Consider the following 25,398-nt stretch of genomic DNA (forward strand, 5'->3'; position numbering starts at 1 on the left):
TCCGTGGGGAGGGACCCCGAAGGCCTTGTCCGCGCCAGGGGCCCCGGGGCCTTGTGCGTACTAGGGTCGGCGGCAACGAGCGCTCTGTGGAACGTCTGTTGCGCAGGGTGCAACAGACTGTCGCGAAGGGCTGCCGCATGGACCTCATCCCCCTGCCCCGGAACGCCGCGCTGCGCGAGGACGCCGCGCCCTACGCGTTCGGCCCCGAGCCGGTGCTCGACGCCGGACCCGGCACCGGGGGAACCGCGCGCTGGCTGCGCCGCGAGCTCGGGGCGGCCACCGGATGGGGCCTGCCGCAGGCCCGGCCGGAAGCCGCCGGCGAGGCGGACATACGGCTGCGCCTCGATCCGCGGCTCGGGGCGGACCTCGGGCCCGAGGGATACCGGATCGGGGTCGACGGGAGCGGCGTGGAACTGGCCGGCGCGAGCGCCGCCGGGCTGTTCTGGGCCGCCCAGACGCTGCGTCAGCTGCTCGGCGCCGACGCCCACCGCAAGGCGCCGCTGCCCGGACGGGTGTGGAGCCTGCCGCACGGCTCGGTCGAGGACGGCCCCCGGTTCGGATGGCGCGGCATGATGCTCGACGTCGCACGGCACTTCATGCCCAAGGACGGCGTGCTGCGCTACATCGACCTGCTCGCCGCGCACAAGCTCAACGTGCTGCACCTGCACCTGACGGACGACCAGGGCTGGCGGATCGAGATCAAGCGCCACCCGAGGCTCACCGAGGTCGGCGCGTGGCGGCCGCGCAGCCGGTGGGGCCATCGGGCCTCGCCCCTGTGGAACGAGACCCCGCACGGCGGCTTCTACACCCAGGACGACATCCGCGAGATCGTCGCGTACGCCGCCGAGCGGCACGTACGGGTGGTCCCGGAGATCGACGTACCGGGGCATTCGCAGGCCGCGATCGCCGCGTATCCCGAGCTCGGGAACACCGACGTCGTGGACACCGCCGCGCTGGGGGTGTGGGACGACTGGGGCGTCAGCGAGAACGTGCTCGCGCCGACCGAGGACGTACTGCGGTTCTACGAGGGAGTGTTCGAGGAGCTGCTGGAGCTGTTCCCCGTCGAGGTCTCGCCGTTCGTGCACGTGGGCGGGGACGAGTGCCCCAAGGCGCAGTGGCGCGCCTCGGCGGCGGCGCAGGAGCGGATCCGGGAGCTGGGGGTGGCCGGCGAGGACGGGCTGCAGTCCTGGTTCATCCGGCACTTCGACACCTGGCTGGCGGCGCGCGGGCGCCGGCTGATCGGCTGGGACGAGATCCTGGAGGGCGGACTGGCCCCGGGCGCGGCCGTGTCGTCCTGGCGCGGGTACGCGGGCGGCATCGCGGCCGCCGGGGCGGGCCACGACGTGGTGATGTGCCCCGAGCAGCAGGTGTACCTGGACCACCGTCAGGCGGACGGCCCCGACGAGCCGGTGCCCATCGGGTACGTGCGCTCGTTGGAGGACGTGTACCGCTTCGAGCCGGTGCCGCCGCAGCTTTCGCCGGAGGCCGCCGTCCACGTCCTGGGCGCGCAGGCCAATGTGTGGACCGAGGTGATGGAGAACCAGGGCCGGGTGGACTACCAGGTGTTCCCGCGGCTGGCCGCCTTCGCGGAGGTGGTGTGGTCACGGCTTCCGGAATCCGCCGGGCGGGACTGGGACGGCTTCGAGGAGCGGATGGCGGGGCACCGCGCACGGCTGGACGCGCTCGGCGTCGACCACCGCCCGCCCGGCGGTCCGTTGCCGTGGCAGCGCCGGCCCGGGGTGCTCGGACGCCCGATCGACGGGGAGCCCCCGATCGTGTGACTCCGGCAACCGGAACTCTTCGCCAGTCTTTGGAACTCTTTCTCGATTTCGGTTGATACGTGGGAAATCGGGCGCGATGTGCCGAGGTGGGCCGGGGGTGACCCTTCGGGGGCGACCGGCAGACCCTCGCGCCGGGCGGTGCGGAAGATGTGCCAGAGTTGCCACGTCCCGGCGGTGAGCACGTACCGTACGGCGGACAGGCGTGAGCGCCGGGACCGGGACATCGGGAAGGGGCAGCTGGGTTGACCACGCACGCACCGCATGCATTGCACGCACCGGATTCGCCTCAGGGGCCCCAGGGCCCTCAGGCCTCGCACGCGGCGCAGTCCGTGACGCTCCCGGTCTCGCTCGACGAGGCCGTGGCGGCGCTCACCGCCATGCCCGCCGCCGTGCCCGTCGCGGGCGGCACCGACCTCATGGCCGCCGTCAACGCGGGACTGCTGCGGCCCGCCGCCCTGGTCGGCCTGGGCCGGATCAACGAGATCCGGGGCTGGCAGTACCAGGACGGCCACGCGCTGCTCGGTGCCGGGCTCACCCACGCACGGATGGGGCGGCCGGATTTCGCCGCTCTGATCCCCGCCCTCGCGGCGGCCGCGCGCGCCGCGGGCCCGCCGCAGATCCGCAACGCGGGCACCCTCGGCGGGAACATCGCCACGGCGGCGCCGACCGGTGACGCGCTGCCGGTGCTGGCGGCGCTGGAGGCGATGCTCGTCATCGTCGGGCCGGGCGAACCGGGCACCGCAGGCTCCGCGGGCACGTCGAGCCGGGAGATCCCGGTGTCGCACCTGCTGGCGGGGCGCGACATGCTGCGGCCGGGCGAACTGATCGGCTTCGTACGGGTGCCGCTGCTGCACGCGCCGCAGGTGTTCCTGAAGGCCACGGGGCGTACGGGACCGGGGCGCGCGGTGGCGTCCGTGGGGCTCGTACTGGACCCCGCGCGCCGGGGTGTGCGCTGCGCGATCGGCGCGGTCGCCCCGATGCCGCTGCGGCCGCTGGAAGCCGAGCAGTGGGTCGCCTCGTTGATCGACTGGGACGGGGGCCGGAGCCTGGCCCCCGAGGCGCTGGACGCCTTCGGGGAGTACGTCGCGGCAGCCTGCGTACCCGACCAGGGAGAGCCGGTACCCCCCGGCGTACTGCATCTGCGGCGCACGGTCGCCGTGCTGGCACGGAGGGCCCTGGGGAGGGCGCTGACCTCATGAGTGAGAACGAGATCGGGAACATGAGCGGTGGCAGCGGGCCGGGGCAGGCCGAACCCGTCTGGGGCTGGGAGCCGGTGCCGCACGGCGGCGAGTACGACTCCGACGCGACGGCCTTCGTGAAGCTTCCGGAGGACATGCTGAACGCGCTCGGCACCGGGGAGCCGCTGGCGGCCCCCGGGCACGGGTACGTGCCGCCGCCGATGATCGTGCCGCTCGGCTCCGCCACCACGGACCCGTCGGCGACCGGGACCTGGGCGTTGCCGGTGCAGTGGCCCGAGGCGGGGGCCGAGCAGGCGCACGCGCCCGCGCCGGTGGGCGGGCCGATCCCGGCGTCGATCCCGCTGCCGCCGTCGGTGGCGCAGGCGTTCGCGGCCTCGCAGGGCGGCGAGGCGGAGCACGACCCGGGCGCGACCGCCGAGTGGCGCTTCCCGCACGGCGAGCAGGAGCGGGGGCAGGGGCAGCAGGAGCAGTCGCAGCCTCAGCAGCAGCCGCAGCACGACGGGCAGGGGCAGGGGCACGGGCACGGGCAGGGGACGGGGCAGTGGGCGATGCCCGCCTCGGTGACCGGAAACGGCGCCCTGGACGCCGACTGGAGCCAGGCCCCGGCGACGCTGCCGGGCGGTGCGGCGGCCCCGTGGGCGACCCACCCGGGGCACCCGGGCAACTCCGGACACTTCGACCACTCCGGGAACTTCGAACACGCAGGGCACCCGGGGCAGTCCGGGCACCCGGGGCAGCCCGGGCAGTCCGGCCAGCCCGGGCAGTCCGGATACGCCGGGTACTCCGGTTACGAGGAGGCGCGCGGGTACGCGCCGGAGCAGCCGGGCACCCCGGAGGGCGACCTGTCGCTGACCTCCGGCGTACTGCCGGGGCTCGCCGAGGCCGCGCGCGGGTTCGGCGGCCACGGGGCGGGCGCCCCGAGCCGGGGCCCGCGCGTGCTGGGCGGCCCGGGCGTGGGCACGCTGCCCGAGGGCGAGCCGGCGCACCCGGCCCCGCACGACATCGAGGCCGCCCACGCGGGCGGGCACGCGGGCGACGGGTACGGCTACGCGGAGGCCGGGCACGCGCACGCCGCGGAGCAGCGGGAGCGACAGCAGCAGCAGCCCGAGCCGGAGCGGGAGCCCGAGGCGGAGCCGGCCGGGGCCGCCGCGTACGAGCCCGAGGGGTTCGAGCCGGCGGGGTACGAGGCCGCCGGGGCCGGGCCGGTCGGGGCCGAGGCCGATGGGGCCGAGCCCGAGGGGTTCGAGCCGGACGGGGCCGAGTCCGACGGGGCCGAGCCCCACGGGGCCGAGGCCGACGGGTTCGAGGCCGGGGCCGTGGCGCCGGGCGGGCCCGCGGGGGCCGCCGAGCACGATGAGCACGGCTTCACGGAAGCCGGCCTCGCCCTCGCCGAAGAGGGGGAGTCGCCCGTCCCGGCCGAGGGCGGCACCGACACTGCCGGGGCGACCCCGGACGCGGACAGCGCCGGAGGTTTCCCGGCCCGGGACACGACGTACGACGAAGAAGACGCCGCGGTGCCCGCCGCCCATCACGAACATCCGTCGGCGTCCTACGTCCTGCGCGTCAACGGCGCCGACCGGCCCGTCACGGGCGCCTGGATCGGCGAGTCGCTGCTCTACGTGCTGCGCGAGCGCCTCGGCCTCGCCGGCGCCAAGGACGGCTGCTCGCAGGGCGAATGCGGGGCGTGCGCCGTGCAGGTCGACGGCCGGCTCGTCGCCTCCTGCCTGGTGCCGGCCGCGACCGCCGCCGGGAGCGAGGTCCGGACCGTCGAGGGACTCGCGACCGACGGGGAACTCTCGGACGTTCAGCAGGCGTTGTGCAGGTCGGGCGCGGTGCAGTGCGGATTCTGCGTCCCCGGCATGGCCATGACCATCCATGACCTGCTGGAGGGCAACCACGCCCCCAGCGAGCTGGAGACCCGCCAGGCCCTCTGCGGCAACCTCTGCCGCTGCTCCGGCTACACGGGGGTCATCGACGCCGTCCGCGAGGTCGTCGCCGAGCGCGAGGCGACGGCCGCCGAGGCGGAAGCCGTGGCCTCGGGCGCCGAGCCGCGCATCCCGCACCAGGCACCGCCCGGCGAGGGCGGCATCCACGGCGACCACGGTCACCAGGGCGACCACGGGACCCACGGCCACCAGGGCGACTACGGTCACCAGGGCGACCAGGGGCCCCACGGCGACCACGGGACCCACGGGCCCCACCACAACGGAGGCATGGCGTGAGCGGGCAGGACGCGGCCACGGCGACGACGGGCACGGCCGCCGGCACGGCGACGGCGACCTCGACGGTGACGGCCTCCGGGGCCGCTCCGGCCGGCGACACCGAGGAACAGCAGGGCCCGCCGCGCGGAATCGGGGCCTCCGTGCCCTCCGTCGACGCCCGCGCCAAGGCCGAGGGCACTTTCCCCTACGCCGCCGACCTGTGGGCCGAGGGCCTGCTCTGGGCCGCCGTGCTGCGCTCCCCGCACGCCCACGCCCGGATCCTGTCCATCGACACCTCCGCCGCCGCCGAGATGCCCGGCGTCCGCGCCGTCGTCACCCACGCCGACGTCCCCGGCGCCACCACGCACGGCCGCCGCATCGCCGACCGCCCGGTGTTCGCGCACGACGTGGTCCGCCACCACGGCGAGCCCATCGCCGCCGTCGCCGCCGACCACCCCGACACGGCCCGGCTCGCCGCGGCCGCCATCGCGGTCGAGTACGAGCTGCTGGACGTCGTCAGCGACCCCGAGCAGGCCTTCGGCGCCGCCCCCATCCACCCCGACGGCAACCTGATCCGGCACATCCCGCTCCGCTACGGCGACCCGGAGGCGACCGGCGAGGTCGTCGTCGAGGGCCTGTACCGGATCGGCCGCCAGGACCCCGCGCCCATCGGCGCCGAGGCCGGACTGGCCGTGCCCCGGCCCGACGGCGGCGTGGAGATCTACACCGCCTCCACCGACCCGCACACCGACCGCGACCTCGCGGCCGCCTGCTTCGGCCTCGAACCGGACCGGGTCCGCGTCGTCGTCACCGGCGTCCCGGGCGCCACCTCGGACCGCGAGGACGCCGCGTTCCAGCTGCCGCTCGGCCTGCTCGCGCTGCGCACCGGCTGCCCGGTCAAACTGGCCGCCACCCGCGAGGAGTCCTTCCTCGGCCACGCCCACCGCCACCCGACGCTGCTGCGCTACCGCCACCACGCGGACGCGGACGGCCGGCTGGTCAAGGTGGAGGCCCAGATCCTGATGGACGCGGGCGCGTACGCCGACGCCTCGTCCGAGTCGCTCGCGGCGGCCGTGGCCTTCGCCTGCGGCCCGTACGTGGTCCCGCACGCCTTCGTCGAGGGCTGGGCGGTCCGTACGAACAACCCGCCGTCGGGCCACGTCCGCGGCGAGGGCGCGATGCAGGTCTGCGCGGCGTACGAGGGCCAGATGGACAAGCTCGCGGCCGCCCTCGGCATCGACGGCGCCGAACTGCGCCTGCGCAACGTACTGGCCACCGGCGACCTGCTCCCGACCGGCCAGACGGTCACCTGCCCGGCGCCGGTCGCCGAACTGCTGCGTTCGGTACGCGACTACCCGCTGCCCTCCCTCCCCAAGGACACCCCGGAGGACGAGTGGCTCCTGCCCGGCGGCCCGGAGGGCGCGGGGGAGCCGGGAGCGGTCCGGCGCGGGGTCGGGTACGGGGTCGGCATGGTCCACATGCTCGGCGCCGAAGGCACGGACGAGGTGGCGACCGCCACCGTGAAGGTGGTCGACGGAGCCGCGACGGTCATCTGCGCGGCGGTCGACACCGGGCAGGGCTTCTCGACGCTCGCCCGCCAGATCGTCCAGGAGATCCTCGGCGTGGACGAGGTCGTGACGGCCCCGGTCGACACCGACCAGCCGTCGGCGGGCCCGTCGGCGCACGGCCGGCACACGTGGGTGTCGGGCGGCGCGGTGGAGCGCGCGGCCAAGATGGTCCGGACCCAGCTCCTCCAGCCGATGGCCCACAAACTGGGCATGTCGACGGAACTCCTCCAGATCCAGGACGGCCGGATCACGTCGTACGACGGGGCCTTCACCACGACGGTCCCCGAGGCCATGGCGGGCAAGGAACTCTGGGCGACGGCCCAGTGCCGCCCGCACCCGACGGAACCCCTCGACGGGGACGGCCAGGGCGACGCCTTCGTGGGCCTCGCCTTCTGCGCGATCCGCGCGGTGGTGGACGTGGACATCGAACTGGGCTCGGTGCGGGTGGTCGAACTCGCCGTGGCCCAGGACGTGGGCCGGATCCTGAACCCCCGTCAGCTGGAGGCCCGTATCGAAGCGGGCGTCACACAGGGCATGGGCGCGGCCCTGACCGAAAACCTCCGCTCGGTCGCGGGCCTGGTCCGCCACCCGGACCTGACCGGGTACGCCCTGCCGACCTCGCTCGACACGCCGGCGGTCCGCATCGTCAAACTGGTCGAAGAACGCGACGTGGTGGCCCCGTTCGGCGCGAAGGCGGCCAGCGCCATCCCGGTGGTCACCACCCCGGCGGCGGTCGCCTCGGCGGTCCGCGCGGCAACGGGCCGCCCGGTCAACAGGCTCCCGATCAGGCCATCGGCGGCGGTGGCCGCGCCCAACTCCTGACCATGTGACCCGCATTGCACCTGCAACCCCGGGGTTGGGGGTGTCGGTCCCGATCGTTAGAGTGATACGGAGTGAGTTCCCGTGCGCGTGCGCACGGGTGCGAACGCGTGCGAACGGGGACGGGTCGAGGGGCCGGCGCTAACGCCGGTGCCCCCGGCCAACGGGGAGTCGGGGAGTCGGGGAGGCCAACGTGGTTTTCAACTTGGTGCGGGCGCTTGAGGTCGAGTACGAGTCGATGACGGGCTACAAGAAGCTGGTCGACGAACTCCTCGACAAGCTGGACGGCTCGGAGGCCGCAGGAAAGAAGCTGTCCCACTGCACCCTCCCGACCGGCACGCTGGGCAAGGGCTTCACCGAGGCGGAGCTGCTGTTCTCGACGTACACCACCGTGCACACGCAGCTGCAGAACCTCGCCGAGGGGCTGGCGATGCAGATCGAGGCCCTGGGGATCGCCGTGAAGACGGCGGGCAAGGGCTACGGGGGCGTGGACGAGGAGACGAAGCGGCGCATGGCCGCGATCGCCCGGCGCGCCAGGGAGGACTACGTCCCTGACCGCGACCCGCTCGTGAAGCAGCAAAAGCTGGAAGAGCAACGGGCGAAGGCCGACGTGCACAACACCGGTGAGGTCTGATCATGTCCAAGTTTGAAGGCTACTCACACGAACAGCTGTGGGCGATGGTCTCGGGTGCCAACGAGCACGTGCTGAAGACCCGGGCGACTTCCCTGGTCGACGCCGCCAAGACGATCCATGACGTGGGCGACGCGCTCAAGAAGCACAAGGTGGAGGGCTGGGACGGCGAAGCGGCCCAGAAGTTCCACGACTGGGTCAGCCAGGCCGGCAGCGCGACCCTGCGCCTCGCCGAATACAGCAAGGCGGGCGGCGAGAGCCTCGGCCACGCGGCCGACGTCCTGAGCGAGGTCAAGAAGAGCGCGGCGTACGACGCCAAAGAGGACGCCGCACTCCGCGCCAACATCGAAGCCGCCCGCAAGCACCACAACGACCCGGACGCCCCGATCGTCAGGAAGCAGTCGACCGACACCCTGACCGACAACCAACAGCGCGCCGCCGCCGCGCTGCTGAAGCTGGCGCAAAGGTACGACCAGTCGGCAAAGGAAATGAAGGCGGTCGAGGTCCCCACGTTCCCGCCGCCGCCGGGGGACTTCATCCCCCCAGGTGTCGCCGGTGACGAAGTTCGTTCCCGTCCGGGAGGCGCCGGCGGAATGGACGGCTCGTCATATGGTCCACGGAGTGCAGGAGTCGCTTCATCTTCATATGAGTCTGGCTCGGCGCCTGTTCGCCACATGCAACCGGACAGCACCCTGCCCCCGACCGTCGGTCCAGGATCTACTCCCGTGCCAGTGGTGCCAGACCGCGTTGTGGACGTGGATCTCGACCATGTCGCGACCCTGCCGGAGACGAATCTCCCCCCAACGACGTCCATCCCTGGTCCTGGCCCAGCCCCGGGGAGTCCCAACCCCATCGGGACCACGCCTCCAATGACGCTTCCGCCGATGACCGGTGGTGGCCCGGGCCTGCCTGGCGTCGGCCCCGGAGGCCTGCCCCCGGGTATCGCCCCCGGTGGCAAGGTCGGCGGGAAGATCGGTGGCCTCGCACCGGTGCTGCCGCGCGACGCCGGTATCGTCGGTGGCCGCCAGGTGCCGGTCAGCGGTCCCAGCGGCAGCATCCCGCGCGGCACGGTCATCGGCGAAGGCATGCAGGGCGGCGGCCGCGGCATGATGGGCGGCGGCATGGGCGGTGGTGGCCTCGGTGGCTCCCACGGTGTCCCCGGCGGTTCGATGGCTGGCCGTCGGCTGGCCATGGAGCAGGGCGGTGTCGTTGGCGGGCGTCAGCCCGGGGTCGGCGGCCACTCGACCATGGGCGGCCAGCCGTTCACACAGGGCGGCTCGGGTCTCGTGCGTAGCGGGTCGGGTGCCGGCCCGGTCGGCGGTGCGATGGGGCACGGGGGCGCGGGTGTCGGCAGTACCGGCAGGCGCCGTGACGAGCAGGGCGGCGAACGCCCCGACTACTTGTCCGAGGACGAAGAGACGTGGCAGGCCGACCGTCGTGTCGTGCCGCCTGTGATCGACTGAGCGGAAACGGACGTTGCACGGGATGCGCATGCGTAGGGCGACCTCGGCTCTGGTGGGTCTGCTGCTGGCCGGGGTCGCCGCGACCCCGGCCCATGCGGAGACGATTCGGGAGCAGCAATGGCATCTCAACGCCATGAAGGCCGACGACATCTGGAAGATCAGCACGGGTAAGGGCGTCACGGTAGCGGTCATTGACACCGGAGTGGGGCACCTCCCCGAGTTGGAAGGGCAGGTGCTTCCGGGCAAGGATTTCGCCACGTCTGGGTATGAGGGAGATGAGCGCACCGACTACGACAAACACGGAACGACCATGGCCGCAGTGATCGCAGGTTCTGGTAAGCATCCGAGCGGGGACGGCGCATTCGGTCTTGCCCCCGGAGCGAAGATCCTTCCGATCCGCGTGCCGCAGGAGGGCGGGGCGAACCGGTCTTGGACTGCGGCGATTCGGTACGCAGCGGATTCCGACGCCAAGATTATCAATATGTCTGTGGTCACGGCCAAGGAAGACCCGGCACGTCTAGAGGCAGTGAAGTATGCGCTGTCCAAGGGGAAGCTGATCTTCGCTGGTGCAGGGAATAACGGGGACACGACGAACGAGGTCTTCTACCCTGCGGCGACTCCTGGTGTCGTGGGCGTCGGGGCTGTCGACGCCGACGGCGCGGTGACCAACGAGTCCCAACATGGTCCCCAGGTGGATCTGTCGGCACCCGGTATCGGAATTGTCACAGCCTGTGGCCAGGAGACGGGTCTCTGTACGAGCCATGGCACGAGTGATGCCACCGCACTCGCCTCTGCGTCGGCCGCGCTGCTGTGGTCGGCTCATCCTGATTGGACCAACAATCAGGTGCTGCGAGTGCTGCTGAACACGGCCGGTAAGCCCAAGGGCGGCGCGGAGCGGAACGATTTCATCGGCTACGGCGTCGTGCGGCCTCGGGTCGCGGTGCCGACCCCCGGTGACCCCGGGCCGGCGAACGAGTTCCCGCTTCCGGATCTGGCGGCCGCCGAGGCTTCGGCGTCGCCTTCCCCGTCTCCCGACGTAAAGACACCGGAGTCCGGGAAGCCCGCCACTGCGCCTCAGGCCGAGGTGAAGAAGGGCGGCAACCTGCCCTGGATCGCCCTGGGGCTTGGCGCCTGCGCGATCATCGGTGGGGCCGTGGCTACGGTCGTCGTCCGTCGCCGGAACCGCTGACGCATCACTCGATGCGCCGGGCGACTGCGGCGCTGTCCGGCCCCGGGGTGCGCTGCCGGCGCCCGGGGAGCCCGGGTCGGCGAACGAGTTTCCGCTTCTGGATCTGGCGGCCGCCGAGGCGGCGGGGGGGGCAAGGCGAAGGCCGCTCAGGGGTAGCGCCTTCCCCTGAGCGGCCCGCCGCGAAGCCGTGGCGGGAATTGAACCCGCGTAACTCGCTTTGCAGGCGAGTCCCTCAACCACTCGGGCACACGGCTGTGTGGTGATGTGTAAGACCGTACGAGGGGTCGTGCGGGTGGGGAAGAGGGGCGCGGGCCCCGCAATACGACTGCCATGCGGCGTTCACAGACCTAGGGCTGAGGGCCGAGTCCGGATCCGCCTAAATGACAGGGTCACGAACGGGCTACGCACCTTACTCTGGGGCGATGAGTGCCCTTGAGCCGCGCGTGCCCCAGAGAACCGCAGCCGAGCCCGTCACGGCTCCGGCCGCCGCCCCGTCAGAGGGCGGGGTTCTGGGAGCCGCGTACCGGACGCTCAGCATCGGGATCATCTCCGTCGTCTTCCTGATCGCCTTCGAGGCCACGGCGGTGGGTACCGCCATGCCCGTCGCGGCGCGGGAGCTGGAGGGGATCGGGCTCTACGCCTTCGCCTTCTCCGCCTACTTCACGACGAGCTTGTTCGGCATGGTCCTGGCGGGCCAGTGGGCCGACCGGCAGGGGCCGCTGCGGCCGCTGACCGTCGGGATCGGGGCCTTCGCCGCCGGACTGGTGTGTTCCGGGACCGCCGGCGTCATGTGGGTGTTCGTGCTCGGCCGGGCCGTGCAGGGGTTCGGCGGCGGGCTCGTCATCGTCGCCCTGTACGTCGTCGTGAGCCGGGCCTACGAGGAGCGGCTGCGCCCCGCGATCATGGCGGCCTTCGCCGCGGGCTGGGTCGTCCCCTCGATCGTGGGGCCGCTGGCCTCCGGGACGGTCACCGAGCACCTCGGCTGGCGGTGGGTGTTCCTCGGGATTCCCGCACTCGTGGTGGTGCCGGTGATGGTGGCGTTGCCGGCGATACGGCGGAGCGCGTCCGGGCCGGTCGACCCGGACGCCCCGGCCGAGGCGTTCGACCGGCGGCGGATCCGGCTGGCGCTCGCGATCTCGGTCGGGGCGGGGCTGCTCCAGTACGCGGCGCAGGACCTGCGGTGGCTGTCGCTGCTGCCGGGTGTCGTGGGCGCGGCGCTGCTGGTGCCCGCCGCGCTGGGGCTGCTGCCGCGCGGGACGTACCGGGCGCGGCGCGGGCTGCCGTCGGTGGTGCTGCTGAGGGGGGTCGCGGCGGGGTCGTTCATCGCCGCGGAGAGTTTCGTACCGCTGATGCTGGTCACCCAGCGGGGGCTGAGCCCGACGCTGGCGGGGTTCTCGCTGGCGCTGGGCGGGGTGACGTGGGCGCTGGGGTCGTGGATCCAGTCCAAGGGGCGGGTCGAGCCGTACCGCGGGCGGCTGATGGTGCTGGGCATGCTCATGGTCGCGGCGGCGATCGCGGGGGCGCCGGCGGTGCTGATCGAATCGGTGCCGGTGTGGACGCTGGCGCTGGCCTGGGGGGTCGGGTGCCTGGGGATGGGCCTGGTCATCGGGTCCACGAGCGTGCTGCTGATGCAGTTGTCCGCGCCGGAGGAGGCGGGGGCCAATTCCGCCGCGCTGCAGATCTCGGACGCGCTGGCCAACGTGGTGCTGCTGGCGGGGGGCGGAGCGGCGTTCGCGGCGCTGGGGGGCGGGGCGGTGGGTGCGGCGCACGCCTTCGACGGCGGGGGCGGGGCCTCGCACCCCGGGGCGTTCGTGGTGGTGTTCCTGCCGATGGCCTGCGTGGCGTTGGTGGGGGCGTGGGTGGCGACGCGGCTGCACGGGGAGCCGGAGGACTGAGGGGGAGTCGCCGCGGGGCTGCCGCCGTCCTTGGCCGCGCGCCTTGAGCGCCGGCTGGGACGGGCCGGGTGCTGGCCGCCCGGTACGGCGCCGTTGCCGGGGGCCAGCCCCCGGACCCACACGCCTCAAACGCCGGCGGGGCTGGGATTGCCGCCGGGCGTGGGCCGGGCGGGCTCGGGGCGTTTGGGGGGTCGGTAAATACGGGGAGGGCTGGACGGTGGGTGGATAGGGTTTGGGGATGAGGGAGTTGAGGTTTCGGGTTTCCGGGGCGGAGTGGGAGGAGTTGGCCGATTTGGCCGACGCCTGTGGCGGGACGCCCGAGGAGTGGGTCGCGGAGGTCGTGCGGGAGCGGCTGCGGCTGGAGCGGGCGCGGGTCGGGGCGGAGGCCGGGCGGCTGGCCGGGAGGCATGCCGCGCTGCTGAAGAGGCTCGGCGAATGAGCACCCGGCACCTCACGCTCGTCGAAGTGCTTGATCTCGCCCGGCACGCGTGTCTCGCCCAGGAGCAGTCCGTCGAGCTGCGCGCCCCCGGGTTGCTGGAGTCCGCCGTGCACCGGCCCAGGGCCCTGGGGGCACCTCCCAGCGGTAGCTGGGGGAGTTTGGGACGCCGGCGTACGAGGATCCGTACGAGCAGGCGGCCGCGCTGCTGCACGGGATCGCCGCGAACCATCCCCTCGTCGACGGCAACAAGCGCACCGCCTGGCTCGCCGCCGCCACCTTCCTCGCCGTGAACGGCGTGGATCTCGGGGGAGTTGATCAGGCGGCGGCCTACGAGCTGGTCATCGACGTGGCGTCCGGAGCCGAGGGGGACGTCGCGCGGATCGCCGCGCGGTTGCGGCGGATGTGACCCTCGCCGCACCCGCCGAGGTCACGGGCCTGTCCCTCCGCGAGGGGCCGGCCCGCACCGGTAAGGTGGCCCGGTTGTCCTACGTACGACCGCCGCCGAGAGCCCGAACCGGAGACCGTGACTACTACCGCCTCCCACCACCTCTCACCCGCCTTCCCCGGCCGCGCGCCCTGGGGTACCGCCAGCAAGCTCCGTGCCTGGCAGCAGGGTGCGCTGGACCGGTACCTGGAGACCCAGCCGCGCGATTTCCTCGCCGTCGCGACGCCCGGAGCCGGGAAGACCACCTTCGCGCTGACCCTCGCGTCCTGGCTGCTGCACCACCACGTCGTCCAGCAGGTGACGGTCGTCGCGCCGACCGAGCACCTCAAGAAGCAGTGGGCGGAAGCCGCCGCCCGGATAGGCATCCGGCTGGACCCGGAGTACTCCGCGGGTCCGCTGAGCAAGGAGTACCACGGGGTCGCCGTCACGTACGCGGGCGTCGGCGTGCGGCCGATGCTGCACCGCAACCGCTGCGAGCAGCGCAAGACCCTGGTCATCCTCGACGAGATCCACCACGCCGGTGACTCGAAGTCCTGGGGCGAGGCCTGCCTGGAGGCCTTCGACCCGGCCACCCGCCGCCTCGCCCTGACCGGTACGCCCTTCCGGTCCGACACCAACCCCATCCCCTTCGTCGCGTACGAGGAGGGGAACGACGGGATCCGGCGGTCCTCCGCCGACTACACCTACGGATACGGGAACGCCCTCGGCGACGGCGTCGTCCGGCCCGTGATCTTCCTGTCCTACAGCGGCAACATGCGCTGGCGCACCAAGGCGGGCGACGAGATCGCCGCCCGGCTCGGCGAGCCCATGACCAAGGACGCCATCTCGCAGGCCTGGCGCACGGCGCTCGACGCGCGCGGTGACTGGATGCCGAACGTGCTGCGCGCCGCCGACCAGCGGCTGACCGAGGTCCGCAAGGGCATCCCGGACGCGGGCGGGCTCGTCATCGCCTCCGACCAGGACTCGGCGCGCGCGTACGCGAAGCTGATCAGGGAGATCACCGGGACGAAGCCGACCCTGGTGCTCTCCGACGACACCGGGGCCTCGAAGAACATCGACACCTTCAGCGCGAACGACGACCGCTGGATGGTCGCGGTCCGCATGGTGTCCGAGGGCGTCGACGTCCCGCGGCTCGCGGTGGGCGTTTATGCCACCACCATTTCCACGCCTTTGTTCTTTGCGCAGGCTGTCGGGCGATTTGTGCGTTCCCGCAGGCGCGGCGAGACGGCGTCGGTGTTTCTGCCGACGATTCCGTATCTCCTCGGTTTCGCCAATGAGATGGAAGTCGAGCGCGACCACGTCCTCGACAAGCCGAAGAAGCAGGGCGAGGAAGACCCGTACGCCGAGTCCGAGAAGGAAATGGACGAGGCGAACAAGCAGGAGGACGAGGACACTGGCGAGGACGAGCAGATGTCCTTCGAGGCGCTGGAGTCCGACGCCGTCTTCGACCGGGTGCTCTACGACGGCGCCGAGTTCGGCATGCAGGCCCACCCCGGCAGCGAGGAGGAGCAGGACTACCTCGGCATCCCCGGGCTGCTGGAGCCGGACCAGGTGCAGATGCTGCTCCAGAAGCGGCAGTCGCGGCAGATCGCGCACAGCCGCCGCAAGCCGGACGAGCAGGCGGACCTGCTGGAGCTGCCGGCCGACCGGCGGCCGGTGGTTTCGCACAAGGAGCTGCTGGAGCTGCGGAAGTCGCTGAACACCATGGTGGGCGCGTACGTCCACCAGAGCGGCAAGCCGCACGGCGTCATCCACACCGAGCTGCGCCGCGTGTGCGGCGGGCCGCCGAGCGCGGAGGCGACGGCCGGGCAGCTTCGGGAGCGCATCAAGAAGGTGCAGGAGTGGGCCACGCGAATGCGGTGACGCTCCGTTTTATACAGGTATGACGGCGGGGTCCGTGCGGAGGTTCGCACGGACCCCGCCGTCATGTCCGCGGAATCGGAGGTCACGAAATTGACGCCGCTTCCGAAGGAAAAACGGCATAAACCGCCAGTACGCGCCCGGATTCTGGACGAGCTCTTCCGCTGAGCGGACCCGCTCGCTAATGTCCCCGCATCGAACGCTCCGTGGCAGCGCCGCCGCGGGAGCGCAGCCGGTGCCATGGCCGCTACCGGCGGCCTCTCCGTGCGTTGCCGACGGACCGGCGACGCTCCACCCCGTGAGAGTCACCGCCGCCCACCGAAAAGAGGGAGAGGCGTCGTGACCGCGGAAACCTCCCAGACTCTCGACAGAGGGCTGAGAGTCCTCAAGCTGCTCGCCGACACCGACCACGGTCTGACCGTCACAGAGCTCTCCAACCGCCTCGGTGTGAACCGCACGGTGGTCTACCGCCTCCTCGCCACGCTGGAACAGCACGCCCTGGTCCGCCGCGACCTCGGCGGCCGGGCGCGCGTCGGCCTCGGCGTGCTGCGGCTGGGCCGCCAGGTCCACCCGCTGGTGCGCGAGGCGGCCCTGCCCGCGCTGCGGTCGCTCGCCGAGGACATAGGGGCCACCGCGCACCTGACCCTCGTCGACGGCACCGAGGCCCTCGCCGTCGCCGTGGTCGAGCCGACCTGGACCGACTACCACGTGGCCTACCGGGCAGGGTTCCGCCACCCGCTCGACCGGGGGGCCGCCGGCCGGGCCATCCTGGCGGCCCGTCAGGGCACTCTGATCGAACCCGGGTACACGCTGACCCACGGGGAGCTGGAAGCGGGCGCCAGCGGCGCCGCGGCCCCCCTGGTGGGCATCACCGGGCTGGAGGGCAGCGTCGGCGTGGTCATGCTGGCCGACGCCGTGCCGGAGCGGGTCGGCCCCCGGGTCGTCGACGCCGCCCGCGAGGTGGCCGACGCCCTGCGCTGACGCCCTGCGCTGACGACGTGCGCTGACGAGGTGCTCTGACGGCCTGCGCCGACGTCGGGCCGGGGCCGCGGAGACGGGTGGTGGGCGGTCCACCACCCGGTTCGGCCGTGCGCGCGGAAGGCGGGAACCCCGGCCCGATAGATTGGCCGGGTGCTCTCTCGCCTCACACGTCTGCCGCGTCCCGCCGCCCTGGCCCTCTGCGCCCTGCCGGCCGTCGGGCTGTTCGTCGCGGTCGCCTTCGCGCCGCTGCCGTTCGTGATCGCCCAGCCCGGGCTCACGGCCGACGTCCTCGGCTCCCGCGACGGCAAGCCCGTCATCACCGTCACCGGCGCCCCCACCCGGGCGACCAAGGGCGAGCTGCGGATGACCACCATCCAGGCGACCGGCCCGTCCACCACGGTGACGCTGCCCGAACTCCTCGACCACTGGTTCGACACCACCCGGGCGGTCATGCCCCGGGAGGCCGTCTACCCCTCGGGCGGAAGCGACAAGGAGATCGAGGAGCACAACCTGGAGGAAATGGCGGCGTCCCAGTCGGATGCCGCCCAGGCCGCCCTCGGGTACCTCCACAAGGACCCCAAGGACGTGAAGGTCGACCTCAACCTCGCCGACGTCGGCGGGCCGAGCGCCGGGCTCCTCTTCTCCCTCGGCATCGTCGACAAGCTCGACGGCGACGGCAGCGGCGGCGAACTCACCGGCGGCCGCAGCATCGCCGGTACGGGGACCATCAACGCCGAAGGCAAGGTCGGCGCGGTCGGCGGCGTGGCCCTGAAGACGCAGGCCGCGCGGCGCGACGGGGCCCGCGTGTTCCTCGTACCGAAGGCCGAGTGCTCGGACGCCCTCTCCGAGCTCCCCGAGGGCCTCCAGCTGGTCCCCGTCACTTCGCTGACGGATGCCGTGGACGCGCTGCGGGCACTGAACCGGGGGGAGAAGGTTCCCTCCTGCTGAGCGCCGCGGTGGGCTCCGCCGGGCTGCTGGTCGACCGGTCCAGGTCGCGCCAGGCCGGGAACACCACCGGGGCGAGCGTGGTCAGCAGGTAAGCGCAGCCGAACAGCAGCAGCGCCCGGGCCGTCCCGAACCCGTCGACCAGCAGCCCGGCGGCGAGACCGCCGAGCGGCATCGTCAGCTCGCACCCCGCCGTGGTCACCCCCGAGACGCGGCTGCGCAGCTCCTCCGGCACCTTCTCGTACATCAGCGTGGTCAGGATCGGGTTGAGCATGCCCGCGCCCAGGCCCGCCAGGGCCATGGTCACGGCGAGCGGCAGGGTGGTGTCGGTGAGGGCGGCGACCACGTAGCGGGTGGACCCGGAGGCGAGGAAGGCCGCCGCGAACACCGCTCTACGGGGGAACCGCTCGCCCCACGCCCCGTACATCAGCGCGCCGAGCAGGGCGAAGCCGCCGAACAGGGAGACCAGCAGGCCGAGCGCGGTGGCCCCGCCGAGGGCCTCGCGGCCGTGCACGGGCAGCAGCACCGAGGACCAGCCCTGGTCGAGGCCGTTGGTCATCATCACCATCAGGGTGATGCCCATCAGCAGCCGCGAGCGGGTCAGGAACGCCCAGCCCTCGGCCAGTTCGGCCCGGTAGCCCGCCAACGAGACCTTCCCGGAGGCGCGTTGCGGCTCGGCGGCGGGTATGCCGCGCAGGAACGCGGTGACCAGCAGCGCCGACACCGCGAAGGTGGCCGCGTCGAGCAGCAGGACGGTCTCGGCCCCGAACGCCGCGATCAGTACGCCGGCCACCGCGGCCCCGAGCATCCGGGCCCCGCGCGAGACCGCGTCGTAGAGGCTCGCCGCCCGGGTGACGGTGGTGCCGGCGTGTTCGGCGAGGCTGGGCAGCAGGACGTAGCGGGCGGTCAGGCCCGGGGTGTGCACGAGACCGCCGACGGCCATCAGCGCGCACAGCATCCAGAACTCCAGCAGGCCCGCGTAGTGCAGCAGCGGGATCGCGCCGACCGAGACGGCGCAGACGAGGTCGGAGACGGCGGAGACCCGGCGGCGGCCGATCCGGTCGATGACGGGGCCGCCGACGAGCGCGGCGACGACGACGGGCAGGGTGGCGCAGAAGGCGACGATCCCGGCCCGGCCGGCGCTGCCCGTGGTCTGGAGCACGAACCACGGGACGCCGATCAGGGTGAGCGAACTGCCGGCTATGGAGACGGTGTTGGCGGCCAGAACGGCCACGAAGGGCCGGCGGCCGCTCATGCGGCGCGGTGGACGCCGCTGTGGGCGGGCCGCATCAGCCGTATCCCGGCGCTGACGAGGGCCTCGCCGAGCCGGTTGCGCAGGGCGGGCAGCACGGCCGGCACGACCCGTACGAGCCGGGCGTGCGGCGCGGGGGCGGTCGGGGTGGCGGCGCCCCGGGCGAGGCGCCAGGCGGCCGCCTCGGCGGTCAGCTCGGCGGTGCGGGCGGCGTGGGCCGAGGCGTACATCTCGGCTTGGGCGAAGGTGTTCATGGCAGGACGACTCCTTCTGGCGAGCGGTGAAGGGGAAGTGCGGGAGAGGGGCGAGCGGGGGTGGCGGTCAGTCCCCGCTGTGGCGCGGGAAGGCGTGCGTGTGGATGCGGACCGTCTCCGCGCCCTCGCCCTCGGGCAGGTCGCGGTAGCTGCTGACCAGCTCGTGCATCTTGAGGACGAGTTCGTGGGCCTGGGTGGGGGTCAGGCGCAGGGTGAAGTCACTGAGGTCCGAGGCGGCGCGCCATTCCTGGGGCCAGGTGTGGGCGTTGCCGAGCCAGGTGTTCATCTCCTGCCCGTGGATCGTCATGATCCCGTGCAGGAAGGCCTCGGCGGCGCCGCGCGTCTCCGGGTCGGTGGCGTATATGAGGGACTCGTCGAACTGCGTGCCGTCGTGGGCGGCCTTCCACCACCGCTCGCGGCCCTTGCCGTGCCCGGGCGCGTCCTCGACGAACCCGTGCGCGGCGAGCTGGCGCAGGTGGTAGCTGGTCGCCCCGCTGGACTCCCCGAACTGCTCGGCGAGCCGCGAGGCGGTGGCGGGGCCGTCATGGCGCAGGGCGGCCAGCATGCGGATGCGCAGCGGGTGGGCGAGGCCGCGCAGGGAGTGGGCATCGAGCGTGCGGACCTGGAGCTCCGCTTCCAGTGGGGTTTCCGGGGTTTCCGGGGCTTCCGGCTCTTCGGGCATGCCTCAACCCTAGAGTTGCAAAGACTCCTGTGCAAGGGTTTCTTTGCAACCTCTTCTTTGGAACCCTGGTGGAGCCTCGCGCACCCCGCGCGTCAGTCGTCCTCCGCCGCCTGTTCCACCAGCGGGATGATCCGCAGCGGCACCGGGTTCTCCATCACGATCGCCGTGGACGCCCGCACGATTCCCTCGAAGCCGACCACCTTGTCGATCACGCGCTGGAGGTCGGCGTTGGAGCGCGCCACCAGCCGGCACAGCATGTCCCCGTGCCCCGTGGTGGTGTGCAGCTCCAGCACCTCCGGCACTCCGTCCAGGTGCGCCCGTACGTCCGCGCCCTGCCCCTGCTTGATCTCCAGCGTGGCGAACGCGGTGACCGGGTACCCGAGCGCCGTCGGGTCCACCTGCGGGCCGAAGCCGCGGATCACCCCCGTGGCCTGGAGCCGGTCCAGGCGCGCCTGGACGGTGCCGCGGGCCACGCCGAGCCGGCGCGAAGCCTCCAGGACCCCGATCCGGGGCTCGCGGGCCAGCAGGACGATGAGCCGCCCGTCGAGTTCGTCGATGCCCATTGATTCCTCCGAGGGGGGTGCGACGGGTGGTCATACTGCACAGATGCTTCAGTAATCCTCCGGGCTGACTGGGCATTCTGTACAGGCAAACAGGAAACTATTGCGCAGCTTGTGGATCGGCGGGACTCTGCGCTCATGACTGAGTCTTTGGTGAACATCGAGACCACCCCGCACACCGCGCGTGAGGCAGACCCCTTCCCGGTGAAGGGCATGGACGCGGTCGTCTTCGCCGTGGGCAACGCCAAGCAGGCCGCGCACTACTACTCCACCGCCTTCGGCATGAAGCTCGTCGCCTACTCCGGACCGGAGAACGGCGTCCGCGAGACGGCCAGCTACGTCCTGACCAACGGCGCCGCGCGCTTCGTCCTCACCTCGGTGATCAAGCCGACGACGGACCACGGCCGCTTCCTCGCCGAGCACGTCGCCGACCACGGCGACGGCGTCATCGACCTCGCCATCGAGGTCCCGGACGCGCGGGCGGCGTACGCCTACGCCGTCGAGCAGGGCGCGCGCGGGCTGGAAGAGCCGCACGAGGTGAAGGACGAGCACGGCACCGTCGTACTGGCCGCCATCGCGACCTACGGCCAGACCCGCCACACGCTCGTCGAGCGCGTCGACTACACCGGGCCGTACCTGCCGGGCTACGTCGCCGCCGCCCCGATCGTCGAGCCGCCGGCCAAGCGGACGTTCCAGGCCATCGACCACTGCGTGGGCAACGTCGAGCTGGGCCGGATGAACGAGTGGGTCGCGTTCTACAACAAGGTCATGGGCTTCACGAACATGAAGGAGTTCGTGGGCGACGACATCGCGACCGAGTACTCGGCGCTGATGTCGAAGGTGGTCGCGGACGGCACCTTGAAGGTGAAGTTCCCGATCAACGAGCCGGCGATCGCGAAGAAGAAGTCGCAGATCGACGAGTACCTGGAGTTCTACGGCGGCGCCGGCGTCCAGCACATCGCGCTCGCGACGAACGACATCGTGGCCACCGTACGGGCGATGCGGGCGGCGGGCGTGAAGTTCCTGGACACCCCGGACTCGTACTACGACACCCTCGGCGAGTGGGTCGGCGACACGCGCGTGCCGGTCGAGACGCTGCGCGAGCTGAAGATCCTCGCGGACCGCGACGAGGACGGCTACCTGCTGCAGATCTTCACCAAGCCGGTGCAGGACAAGCCGACGGTCTTCTTCGAGATGATCGAGCGGCACGGCTCGATGGGCTTCGGCAAGGGCAACTTCAAGGCCCTGTTCGAGGCCATCGAGCGCGAGCAGGAGAAGCGGGGCAACCTCTAGGTCCCCGCTCCCGGTCCCCGTCGGCGCGCCGCCGCCGGGGACCGGCCCCGGCCGCCCCGGCCGCCGGGTCCTCCGCCACGGAGCCGGTCAGTCCGCCGACGGGGACGGGGACGGCTCCGCCTTTTCCCCCTGCTCCGTCTTCTCGCCCGGCTTCTTCGGGTTCGGCTTCGGGAGTTCCGGTTCGACCCACGGAGTGCGCGGCTGCATGTTCTCCGGGCCGCCCGGCGCCGGCCGGCCGACCGCCGCCAGGGCCTCCTTCGCCAACGGCGCCCGCACCGGCGAGAACGCCGGGTTGGTCCGCATCGCCTCCTGGAGGTGCCGCCGCGCCCCCGCCTCGTCGCCCAGGCCCCGCTCGATGACCGCCCGGTGGTACGAGAACTCCGCGTTCCGCATCCCCGAATCGGTCGCCTTCTTCGCGTACTCCAGCGCCGACGCGTCATCGCCGTTGCGGTGCAGCGCCCACCCCAGCGCATCCGCGACCTGCACGTTCTTGTGCCGCGCCCACTCCGTCGACAGCCGCCGCACCGCGGCCGCCGGGTCCGCGTGGTCCGCCTCGAACAGCCCGAGGACCACCTCCTCGTTGACCCCGTCCGCCGCGCCGCGCGCCGTCAGCGTCCTGAGCACGTCGTACGGCGCACGCGCCTCGTCCGCCCGCCCCAGCGACTCCAGCAGCTCGCCCAGCTCCAGCTCCAGCCGAGGCACCGGCGCCCGTCCCAGCGCCATCCGGTAGTCCCGTACGGCCTCCCCGCCGCGCCCCAGCGCCGCCAGCGCCCGCGCCCGGCCGCCCAGCGCCTCCGGCCGGCCCGGATCCGTCCGCAGCGCGCCCTCGTACAGGCCCAGCGCCTCGGCGGTCTCGCCGCGCTCCCAGGCCAGCTCCCCGAGCCGGAACAGGACGTACGCCTTCTCGGTCGGGCTCTTCGCCGCGCCGCCCGCGTGCTCCATCGCCAGCACCGCGTCCTCGCGCCAGCCCCGGTCCCGGTACACCTGCGAGGCCCGGATCCGCGCCGCCAGCCCCGAGTGCAGCTGCTCCAGCCGCTCCAGCGCCTTCTGCGCGGCCTTGTAGTCGCCGAGCCCCGAGTACGCGTCCACCAGCACCGGGTACGCCGTCCAGCGCCGCGGCGCCTGCGCCCGTACCAGCTCGCCCCACTTCTTCGCGGTCCCGAAGTCCCCCCGGGCGTTGGCCAGCGTGCCCATGCCCGTCATCGCGTCGAAGTTGCCCTTCTCCGCGGGCAGGGCGTCCAACGACCGTTTCAGGGCCTTCTCCGCCTTCGGGAACCACCGGGATTCGGCCGTCCGGCGCGCCTGCTCCAGGTACGCGGACCCCAGCACGGCCCACGACGCCCCGTCGTCCGGATGCGCCGCGACCCACTTCTCCCGGTCCGCGACCAGTGCCGTCAGATCCACCGCGGCCGCCGGCGCGCCCATCCCGACCGCCGCCGCGGCCCGTTCGCTGGGCCCCGGAGGGCGCGCGTCGTCGCCCGCGCGGACCGGCCGGATCACCAGTGCTCCCGCGATAAGGACCACCGCGACCGCGGCCGCCACGAGCGTCTTGCGGCCGGTGAAGGTCACCGGCGGAGCCGACTGAGATTCCTCGTCGATACGGTCGAAACGGTGCATGGGGTCACTGTGCGTCAATATGACTAGCTCGCCGGGGTGTCCGAAGAGGGTCGCGGGCGTGTTCACACCGATGGCCCCGGCTGCCACGCTGACCCCATGGCTGACGACCCCTCAACGCCGCTCCCCGACATCCACGACGTCCCCGGCATCCGCGATGCCCCGGGCGCCATCAGCGACACCAGCGCCATAGACGCCCCCGGCGCCCCGCCCCACGACCTGCTCCGCGCGCGCCTGCTCGAAGGGCTCCCGGCCGAGGCCCTGCTGACCGACCCTCAGGTCACCGCCGCCTACGCCACCGACATGGCCAGCTTCTGCGCCGCCGGCGCCCCGGCCGCCGTCGTCCTGCCCCGCACCGTCGAACAGGTCCAGCACGTCCTGCGCACCGCCACCGCCCTACGGGTCCCCGTGGTCCCCCAGGGCGCCCGCACCGGCCTCTCCGGCGCCGCCAACGCCTCCGACGGCTGCATCGTGCTCTCCCTCGTCAAAATGGACCGGATCCTGGAGATCAACAGCATCGACCGGATCGCCGTCGTCGAACCCGGCGTGGTCAACGCCGTGCTCTCCCGCGCCGTCGCCGAACAGAGCCTCTACTACCCGCCCGACCCCTCCAGCTGGGAACAGTGCACCATCGGCGGCAACATCGGCACCGCCTCCGGCGGCCTGTGCTGCGTCAAGTACGGGGTCACCGCCGAGTACGTCCTCGGCCTCGACGTCGTCCTGGCCGACGGGCGGCTGCTGCGCACCGGCCGCCGCACCGCCAAGGGCGTGGCCGGATATGACCTCACCCGGCTGTTCGTCGGCTCCGAGGGCAGCCTCGGCGTCGTCGTCCGGGCCGTCCTCGCGCTGCGCCCCGCGCCGCCCCGGCAGCTCGCGCTCGCCGCCGAGTTCCCCTCCGCGGCGGCCGCCTGCGAGGCCGTCTGCGCCGTCATGGAGGCCGGGTACACCCCCTCGCTGCTGGAGCTGATGGACCGTACGACCGTCCGCGCCGTCAACGCCCTCGGCAAGATGGGGCTCCCCGAGACCACCGAGGCACTGCTGCTGGCCGCCTTCGACACCCCCGACGCGCCCGCCCGCCTCGCCGCCGTGGGGGAGCTGTGCACCGCCGCCGGGGCCACCGCCGTCGTACCCGCCGACGACGAGGCGGAGTCGGAACTGCTGCTCCAGGCCCGGCGGATGTCGCTGACCGCGCTGGAGGAGCTGCGGCCCGCCACGATGATCGACGACGTGTGCGTACCGAGGTCGCGGCTGGCCGAGATGCTGGACGGAACGGCCGCCATCGCCCGTACGCACGACCTGCTCATCGGCGTCTGCGCGCACGCCGGCGACGGCAACACCCACCCCGTGGTCTGCTTCGACCCCGCCGACGAGGACGAGGCGCGGCGCGCCCGGCAGTCCTTCGACGAGATCATGGCCCTCGGGCTGGCGCTGGGCGGCACCATCACCGGCGAACACGGGGTCGGCGTCCTGAAGAAGGAGTGGCTGGCGAGGGAACTGGGGCCGGTGGGGATGGAGATGCAGCGCGCCGTCAAGCAGGCCTTCGACCCGCTGGGCCTGCTGAACCCCGGCAAGCTCTTCTGAGGCCGCCGCGGGCGGGGTGCGGGTGCCCATCACGCGTCCCCGTCCGCGGACTCGTCCGAGGGCCACGGGTCGCGCAGCCACAGGTCGTCCGCCGGGGTCGGGGTGAGCAGCTCGGCCAGCGCGGCTTCCAGGCCGAGCCGGTCCGCCTCCGTGCCCGGCGGCACCGCGCGCAGGGTGCGCTCCAGCCAGGCCGACACCGAGCCGGCCGGGGCCTCCAGCAGGGCGTCCCCGTCGGGGGAGCTCAGCGCCATGCACAGCACGGCCTTGTTGTCGATCTTCGTGGGCCAGATCCGGACGTCGCCGTGGCCGCTCGGCCGGAACACCCCCTCGACGAGCAGCTCGCGGGCGAAGGTCCAGTGGACCGGCAGGCTGGAGCCGGTGTGGAAGACGATGTGGACGGCGTACGGGTCGTCGGTGAGGTAGAGCAGCCGGGCGGGGACGGGGACGCTGCGTTCGGGGGACAGGACCAGCTTGAGTTCCAGCTCGCGCTCGATGACGGGGTGGTGCATGGCGGCCTCACTTCGTGCTCTGCGGTGTGTGCGGGGCGGTGCGGGGCATGGCTCGGGCCCCACACCCGCAGAGAGCGCCGGACGGCCCGGGTATGACGCGACTTCCGGCAGGAATCGAAGGTTGGCCGAATCCTGTCTGCTGACCGAAAGCCATCGGGAGAAGAAGTGTTCGCTCGAAGGCTTGGATTCTCCCGTTACCGGACCTGGCGGGCCGAGGTTCTTGGCTATGGTCCTGCC

Annotated in this window: 20 protein-coding genes, 1 tRNA gene and 1 pseudogene; 15 read left to right on the plus strand and 7 right to left on the minus strand. The window is 72.8% G+C overall.

The window, feature by feature from the left end; translation table 11 throughout:
- Positions 1 to 137: 137 nt before the first annotated feature.
- The 7 genes from IE248_RS18985 to mycP all read left to right on the plus strand — a co-directional run bounded on the left by IE248_RS18985 (position 138) and on the right by mycP (position 10,851).
- Positions 138 to 1,781, plus strand: coding sequence for a beta-N-acetylhexosaminidase (locus IE248_RS18985; protein WP_190031242.1), 1,644 nt, complete (start codon positions 138 to 140; stop codon positions 1,779 to 1,781).
- 266 nt (positions 1,782 to 2,047) lie between these two features.
- On the plus strand, positions 2,048 to 2,980 hold the full coding sequence (locus IE248_RS18990; RefSeq protein ID WP_073797464.1) for an FAD binding domain-containing protein: 933 nt from the start codon (positions 2,048 to 2,050) through the stop codon (positions 2,978 to 2,980).
- The gene (locus IE248_RS37430) at positions 2,977 to 5,202 is read left to right on the plus strand and encodes a 2Fe-2S iron-sulfur cluster-binding protein (RefSeq protein WP_229895396.1); all 2,226 of its coding nucleotides are present in this window, start codon (positions 2,977 to 2,979) and stop codon (positions 5,200 to 5,202) included. The genes IE248_RS18990 and IE248_RS37430 overlap by 4 nt, the downstream gene beginning before the upstream one ends.
- A 65-nt stretch (positions 5,203 to 5,267) precedes the next feature.
- Positions 5,268 to 7,571 (plus strand): xanthine dehydrogenase family protein molybdopterin-binding subunit, encoded by a 2,304-nt coding sequence (locus IE248_RS19000; RefSeq protein ID WP_190031376.1) that lies wholly within the window; start codon positions 5,268 to 5,270, stop codon positions 7,569 to 7,571.
- A gap of 190 nt (positions 7,572 to 7,761) precedes the next feature.
- Complete coding sequence (locus IE248_RS19005; protein WP_008742635.1) at positions 7,762 to 8,202, plus strand: DUF2563 family protein; 441 nt, start codon at positions 7,762 to 7,764, stop codon at positions 8,200 to 8,202.
- Between the two features lie 2 nt (positions 8,203 to 8,204).
- A complete protein-coding gene (locus tag IE248_RS19010; RefSeq protein WP_190031243.1) occupies positions 8,205 to 9,662 on the plus strand; it encodes a WXG100 family type VII secretion target in 1,458 nt (485 codons plus the stop codon).
- Positions 9,663 to 9,684: 22 nt separating this feature from the next.
- Positions 9,685 to 10,851, plus strand: a complete 1,167-nt coding sequence (gene mycP, locus IE248_RS19015) for a type VII secretion-associated serine protease mycosin (protein WP_190031244.1) — start codon at positions 9,685 to 9,687, stop codon at positions 10,849 to 10,851.
- 182 nt (positions 10,852 to 11,033) lie between these two features.
- On the opposite strand, the gene IE248_RS19020 is transcribed toward mycP, so the two are convergent.
- Positions 11,034 to 11,105: transfer RNA gene (locus IE248_RS19020), tRNA-Cys, on the minus strand.
- A 168-nt stretch (positions 11,106 to 11,273) separates the two neighbouring features.
- Here IE248_RS19020 and IE248_RS19025 point away from each other — a divergent pair.
- The 6 genes and pseudogenes from IE248_RS19025 to IE248_RS19050 all read left to right on the plus strand — a co-directional run bounded on the left by IE248_RS19025 (position 11,274) and on the right by IE248_RS19050 (position 17,419).
- Complete coding sequence (locus IE248_RS19025) at positions 11,274 to 12,746, plus strand: MFS transporter (protein ID WP_100582616.1); 1,473 nt, start codon at positions 11,274 to 11,276, stop codon at positions 12,744 to 12,746.
- A 292-nt stretch (positions 12,747 to 13,038) separates the two neighbouring features.
- Positions 13,039 to 13,185 (plus strand): hypothetical protein, encoded by a 147-nt coding sequence (locus IE248_RS19030; protein ID WP_229895397.1) that lies wholly within the window; start codon positions 13,039 to 13,041, stop codon positions 13,183 to 13,185.
- A pseudogene (locus IE248_RS19035) lies at positions 13,182 to 13,591 on the plus strand (type II toxin-antitoxin system death-on-curing family toxin). Before IE248_RS19030 ends, IE248_RS19035 begins: the two are co-directional and overlap by 4 nt.
- A gap of 117 nt (positions 13,592 to 13,708) precedes the next feature.
- The gene (locus IE248_RS19040) at positions 13,709 to 15,493 is read left to right on the plus strand and encodes a DEAD/DEAH box helicase (protein ID WP_073778378.1); all 1,785 of its coding nucleotides are present in this window, start codon (positions 13,709 to 13,711) and stop codon (positions 15,491 to 15,493) included.
- A 336-nt stretch (positions 15,494 to 15,829) separates the two neighbouring features.
- Positions 15,830 to 16,471 carry an IclR family transcriptional regulator gene (locus tag IE248_RS19045; protein ID WP_008742627.1) on the plus strand — a complete coding sequence of 214 codons (642 nt, stop codon included), beginning with the start codon at positions 15,830 to 15,832 and terminating at the stop codon, positions 16,469 to 16,471.
- Positions 16,472 to 16,621: 150 nt separating this feature from the next.
- Positions 16,622 to 17,419 (plus strand): S16 family serine protease, encoded by a 798-nt coding sequence (locus IE248_RS19050; RefSeq protein WP_073797469.1) that lies wholly within the window; start codon positions 16,622 to 16,624, stop codon positions 17,417 to 17,419.
- On the opposite strand, the gene IE248_RS19055 is transcribed toward IE248_RS19050, so the two are convergent.
- The 4 genes from IE248_RS19055 to IE248_RS19070 all read right to left on the minus strand — a co-directional run bounded on the left by IE248_RS19055 (position 17,349) and on the right by IE248_RS19070 (position 20,167).
- Positions 17,349 to 18,671, minus strand: a complete 1,323-nt coding sequence (locus IE248_RS19055; RefSeq protein WP_190031245.1) for an MFS transporter — start codon at positions 18,669 to 18,671, stop codon at positions 17,349 to 17,351. The two genes, IE248_RS19050 and IE248_RS19055, sit on opposite strands and share 71 nt — an antisense overlap.
- The gene (locus tag IE248_RS19060; protein WP_190031246.1) at positions 18,668 to 18,922 is read right to left on the minus strand and encodes a hypothetical protein; all 255 of its coding nucleotides are present in this window, start codon (positions 18,920 to 18,922) and stop codon (positions 18,668 to 18,670) included. The genes IE248_RS19055 and IE248_RS19060 overlap by 4 nt, the downstream gene beginning before the upstream one ends.
- Positions 18,923 to 18,989: 67 nt before the next feature.
- Positions 18,990 to 19,604, minus strand: a complete 615-nt coding sequence (locus tag IE248_RS19065; RefSeq protein ID WP_190031247.1) for an ArsR/SmtB family transcription factor — start codon at positions 19,602 to 19,604, stop codon at positions 18,990 to 18,992.
- Positions 19,605 to 19,696: 92 nt separating this feature from the next.
- The gene (locus IE248_RS19070; RefSeq protein WP_008742622.1) at positions 19,697 to 20,167 is read right to left on the minus strand and encodes an Lrp/AsnC family transcriptional regulator; all 471 of its coding nucleotides are present in this window, start codon (positions 20,165 to 20,167) and stop codon (positions 19,697 to 19,699) included.
- 135 nt (positions 20,168 to 20,302) lie between these two features.
- Here IE248_RS19070 and hppD point away from each other — a divergent pair, with 135 nt between their 5' ends.
- A complete protein-coding gene (hppD, locus tag IE248_RS19075) occupies positions 20,303 to 21,457 on the plus strand; it encodes a 4-hydroxyphenylpyruvate dioxygenase (protein WP_037794236.1) in 1,155 nt (384 codons plus the stop codon).
- Between the two features lie 87 nt (positions 21,458 to 21,544).
- Here the strand turns inward: hppD and IE248_RS19080 are convergent, their stop codons facing one another.
- Positions 21,545 to 23,074 carry a tetratricopeptide repeat protein gene (locus IE248_RS19080; protein WP_229895398.1) on the minus strand — a complete coding sequence of 510 codons (1,530 nt, stop codon included), beginning with the start codon at positions 23,072 to 23,074 and terminating at the stop codon, positions 21,545 to 21,547.
- 96 nt (positions 23,075 to 23,170) lie between these two features.
- Here IE248_RS19080 and IE248_RS19085 point away from each other — a divergent pair, with 96 nt between their 5' ends.
- Positions 23,171 to 24,652, plus strand: a complete 1,482-nt coding sequence (locus tag IE248_RS19085) for an FAD-binding oxidoreductase (protein WP_229895399.1) — start codon at positions 23,171 to 23,173, stop codon at positions 24,650 to 24,652.
- Between the two features lie 29 nt (positions 24,653 to 24,681).
- Here IE248_RS19085 and IE248_RS19090 read toward each other — a convergent pair whose 3' ends face one another.
- Positions 24,682 to 25,161, minus strand: a complete 480-nt coding sequence (locus IE248_RS19090; RefSeq protein WP_008742618.1) for an SsgA family sporulation/cell division regulator — start codon at positions 25,159 to 25,161, stop codon at positions 24,682 to 24,684.
- Positions 25,162 to 25,398 lie beyond the last annotated feature (237 nt).

This window comes from Streptomyces goshikiensis (assembly GCF_014650555.1).
GTDB classification, from domain to species: Bacteria; Actinomycetota; Actinomycetes; order Streptomycetales; family Streptomycetaceae; genus Streptomyces; species Streptomyces goshikiensis.

Excerpts from the sequence above, each read along its gene's own strand:
- IE248_RS19065 (WP_190031247.1), bottom strand. The coding sequence starts at position 19,604 with ATGCCCGAAGAGCCGGAAGCCCCGGAAACCCCGGAAACCCCACTGGAA.
- hppD (WP_037794236.1), top strand. The coding sequence starts at position 20,303 with ATGACTGAGTCTTTGGTGAACATCGAGACCACCCCGCACACCGCGCGT.
- mycP (WP_190031244.1), top strand. The coding sequence starts at position 9,685 with ATGCGCATGCGTAGGGCGACCTCGGCTCTGGTGGGTCTGCTGCTGGCC.
- IE248_RS19080 (WP_229895398.1), bottom strand. The coding sequence starts at position 23,074 with ATGCACCGTTTCGACCGTATCGACGAGGAATCTCAGTCGGCTCCGCCG.
- IE248_RS19055 (WP_190031245.1), bottom strand. The coding sequence starts at position 18,671 with ATGAGCGGCCGCCGGCCCTTCGTGGCCGTTCTGGCCGCCAACACCGTC.
- IE248_RS18985 (WP_190031242.1), top strand. The coding sequence starts at position 138 with ATGGACCTCATCCCCCTGCCCCGGAACGCCGCGCTGCGCGAGGACGCC.
- IE248_RS19025 (WP_100582616.1), top strand. The coding sequence starts at position 11,274 with ATGAGTGCCCTTGAGCCGCGCGTGCCCCAGAGAACCGCAGCCGAGCCC.
- IE248_RS19085 (WP_229895399.1), top strand. The coding sequence starts at position 23,171 with ATGGCTGACGACCCCTCAACGCCGCTCCCCGACATCCACGACGTCCCC.
- IE248_RS19070 (WP_008742622.1), bottom strand. The coding sequence starts at position 20,167 with ATGGGCATCGACGAACTCGACGGGCGGCTCATCGTCCTGCTGGCCCGC.
- IE248_RS19010 (WP_190031243.1), top strand. The coding sequence starts at position 8,205 with ATGTCCAAGTTTGAAGGCTACTCACACGAACAGCTGTGGGCGATGGTC.
- IE248_RS19090 (WP_008742618.1), bottom strand. The coding sequence starts at position 25,161 with ATGCACCACCCCGTCATCGAGCGCGAGCTGGAACTCAAGCTGGTCCTG.
- IE248_RS19060 (WP_190031246.1), bottom strand. The coding sequence starts at position 18,922 with ATGAACACCTTCGCCCAAGCCGAGATGTACGCCTCGGCCCACGCCGCC.
- IE248_RS37430 (WP_229895396.1), top strand. The coding sequence starts at position 2,977 with ATGAGTGAGAACGAGATCGGGAACATGAGCGGTGGCAGCGGGCCGGGG.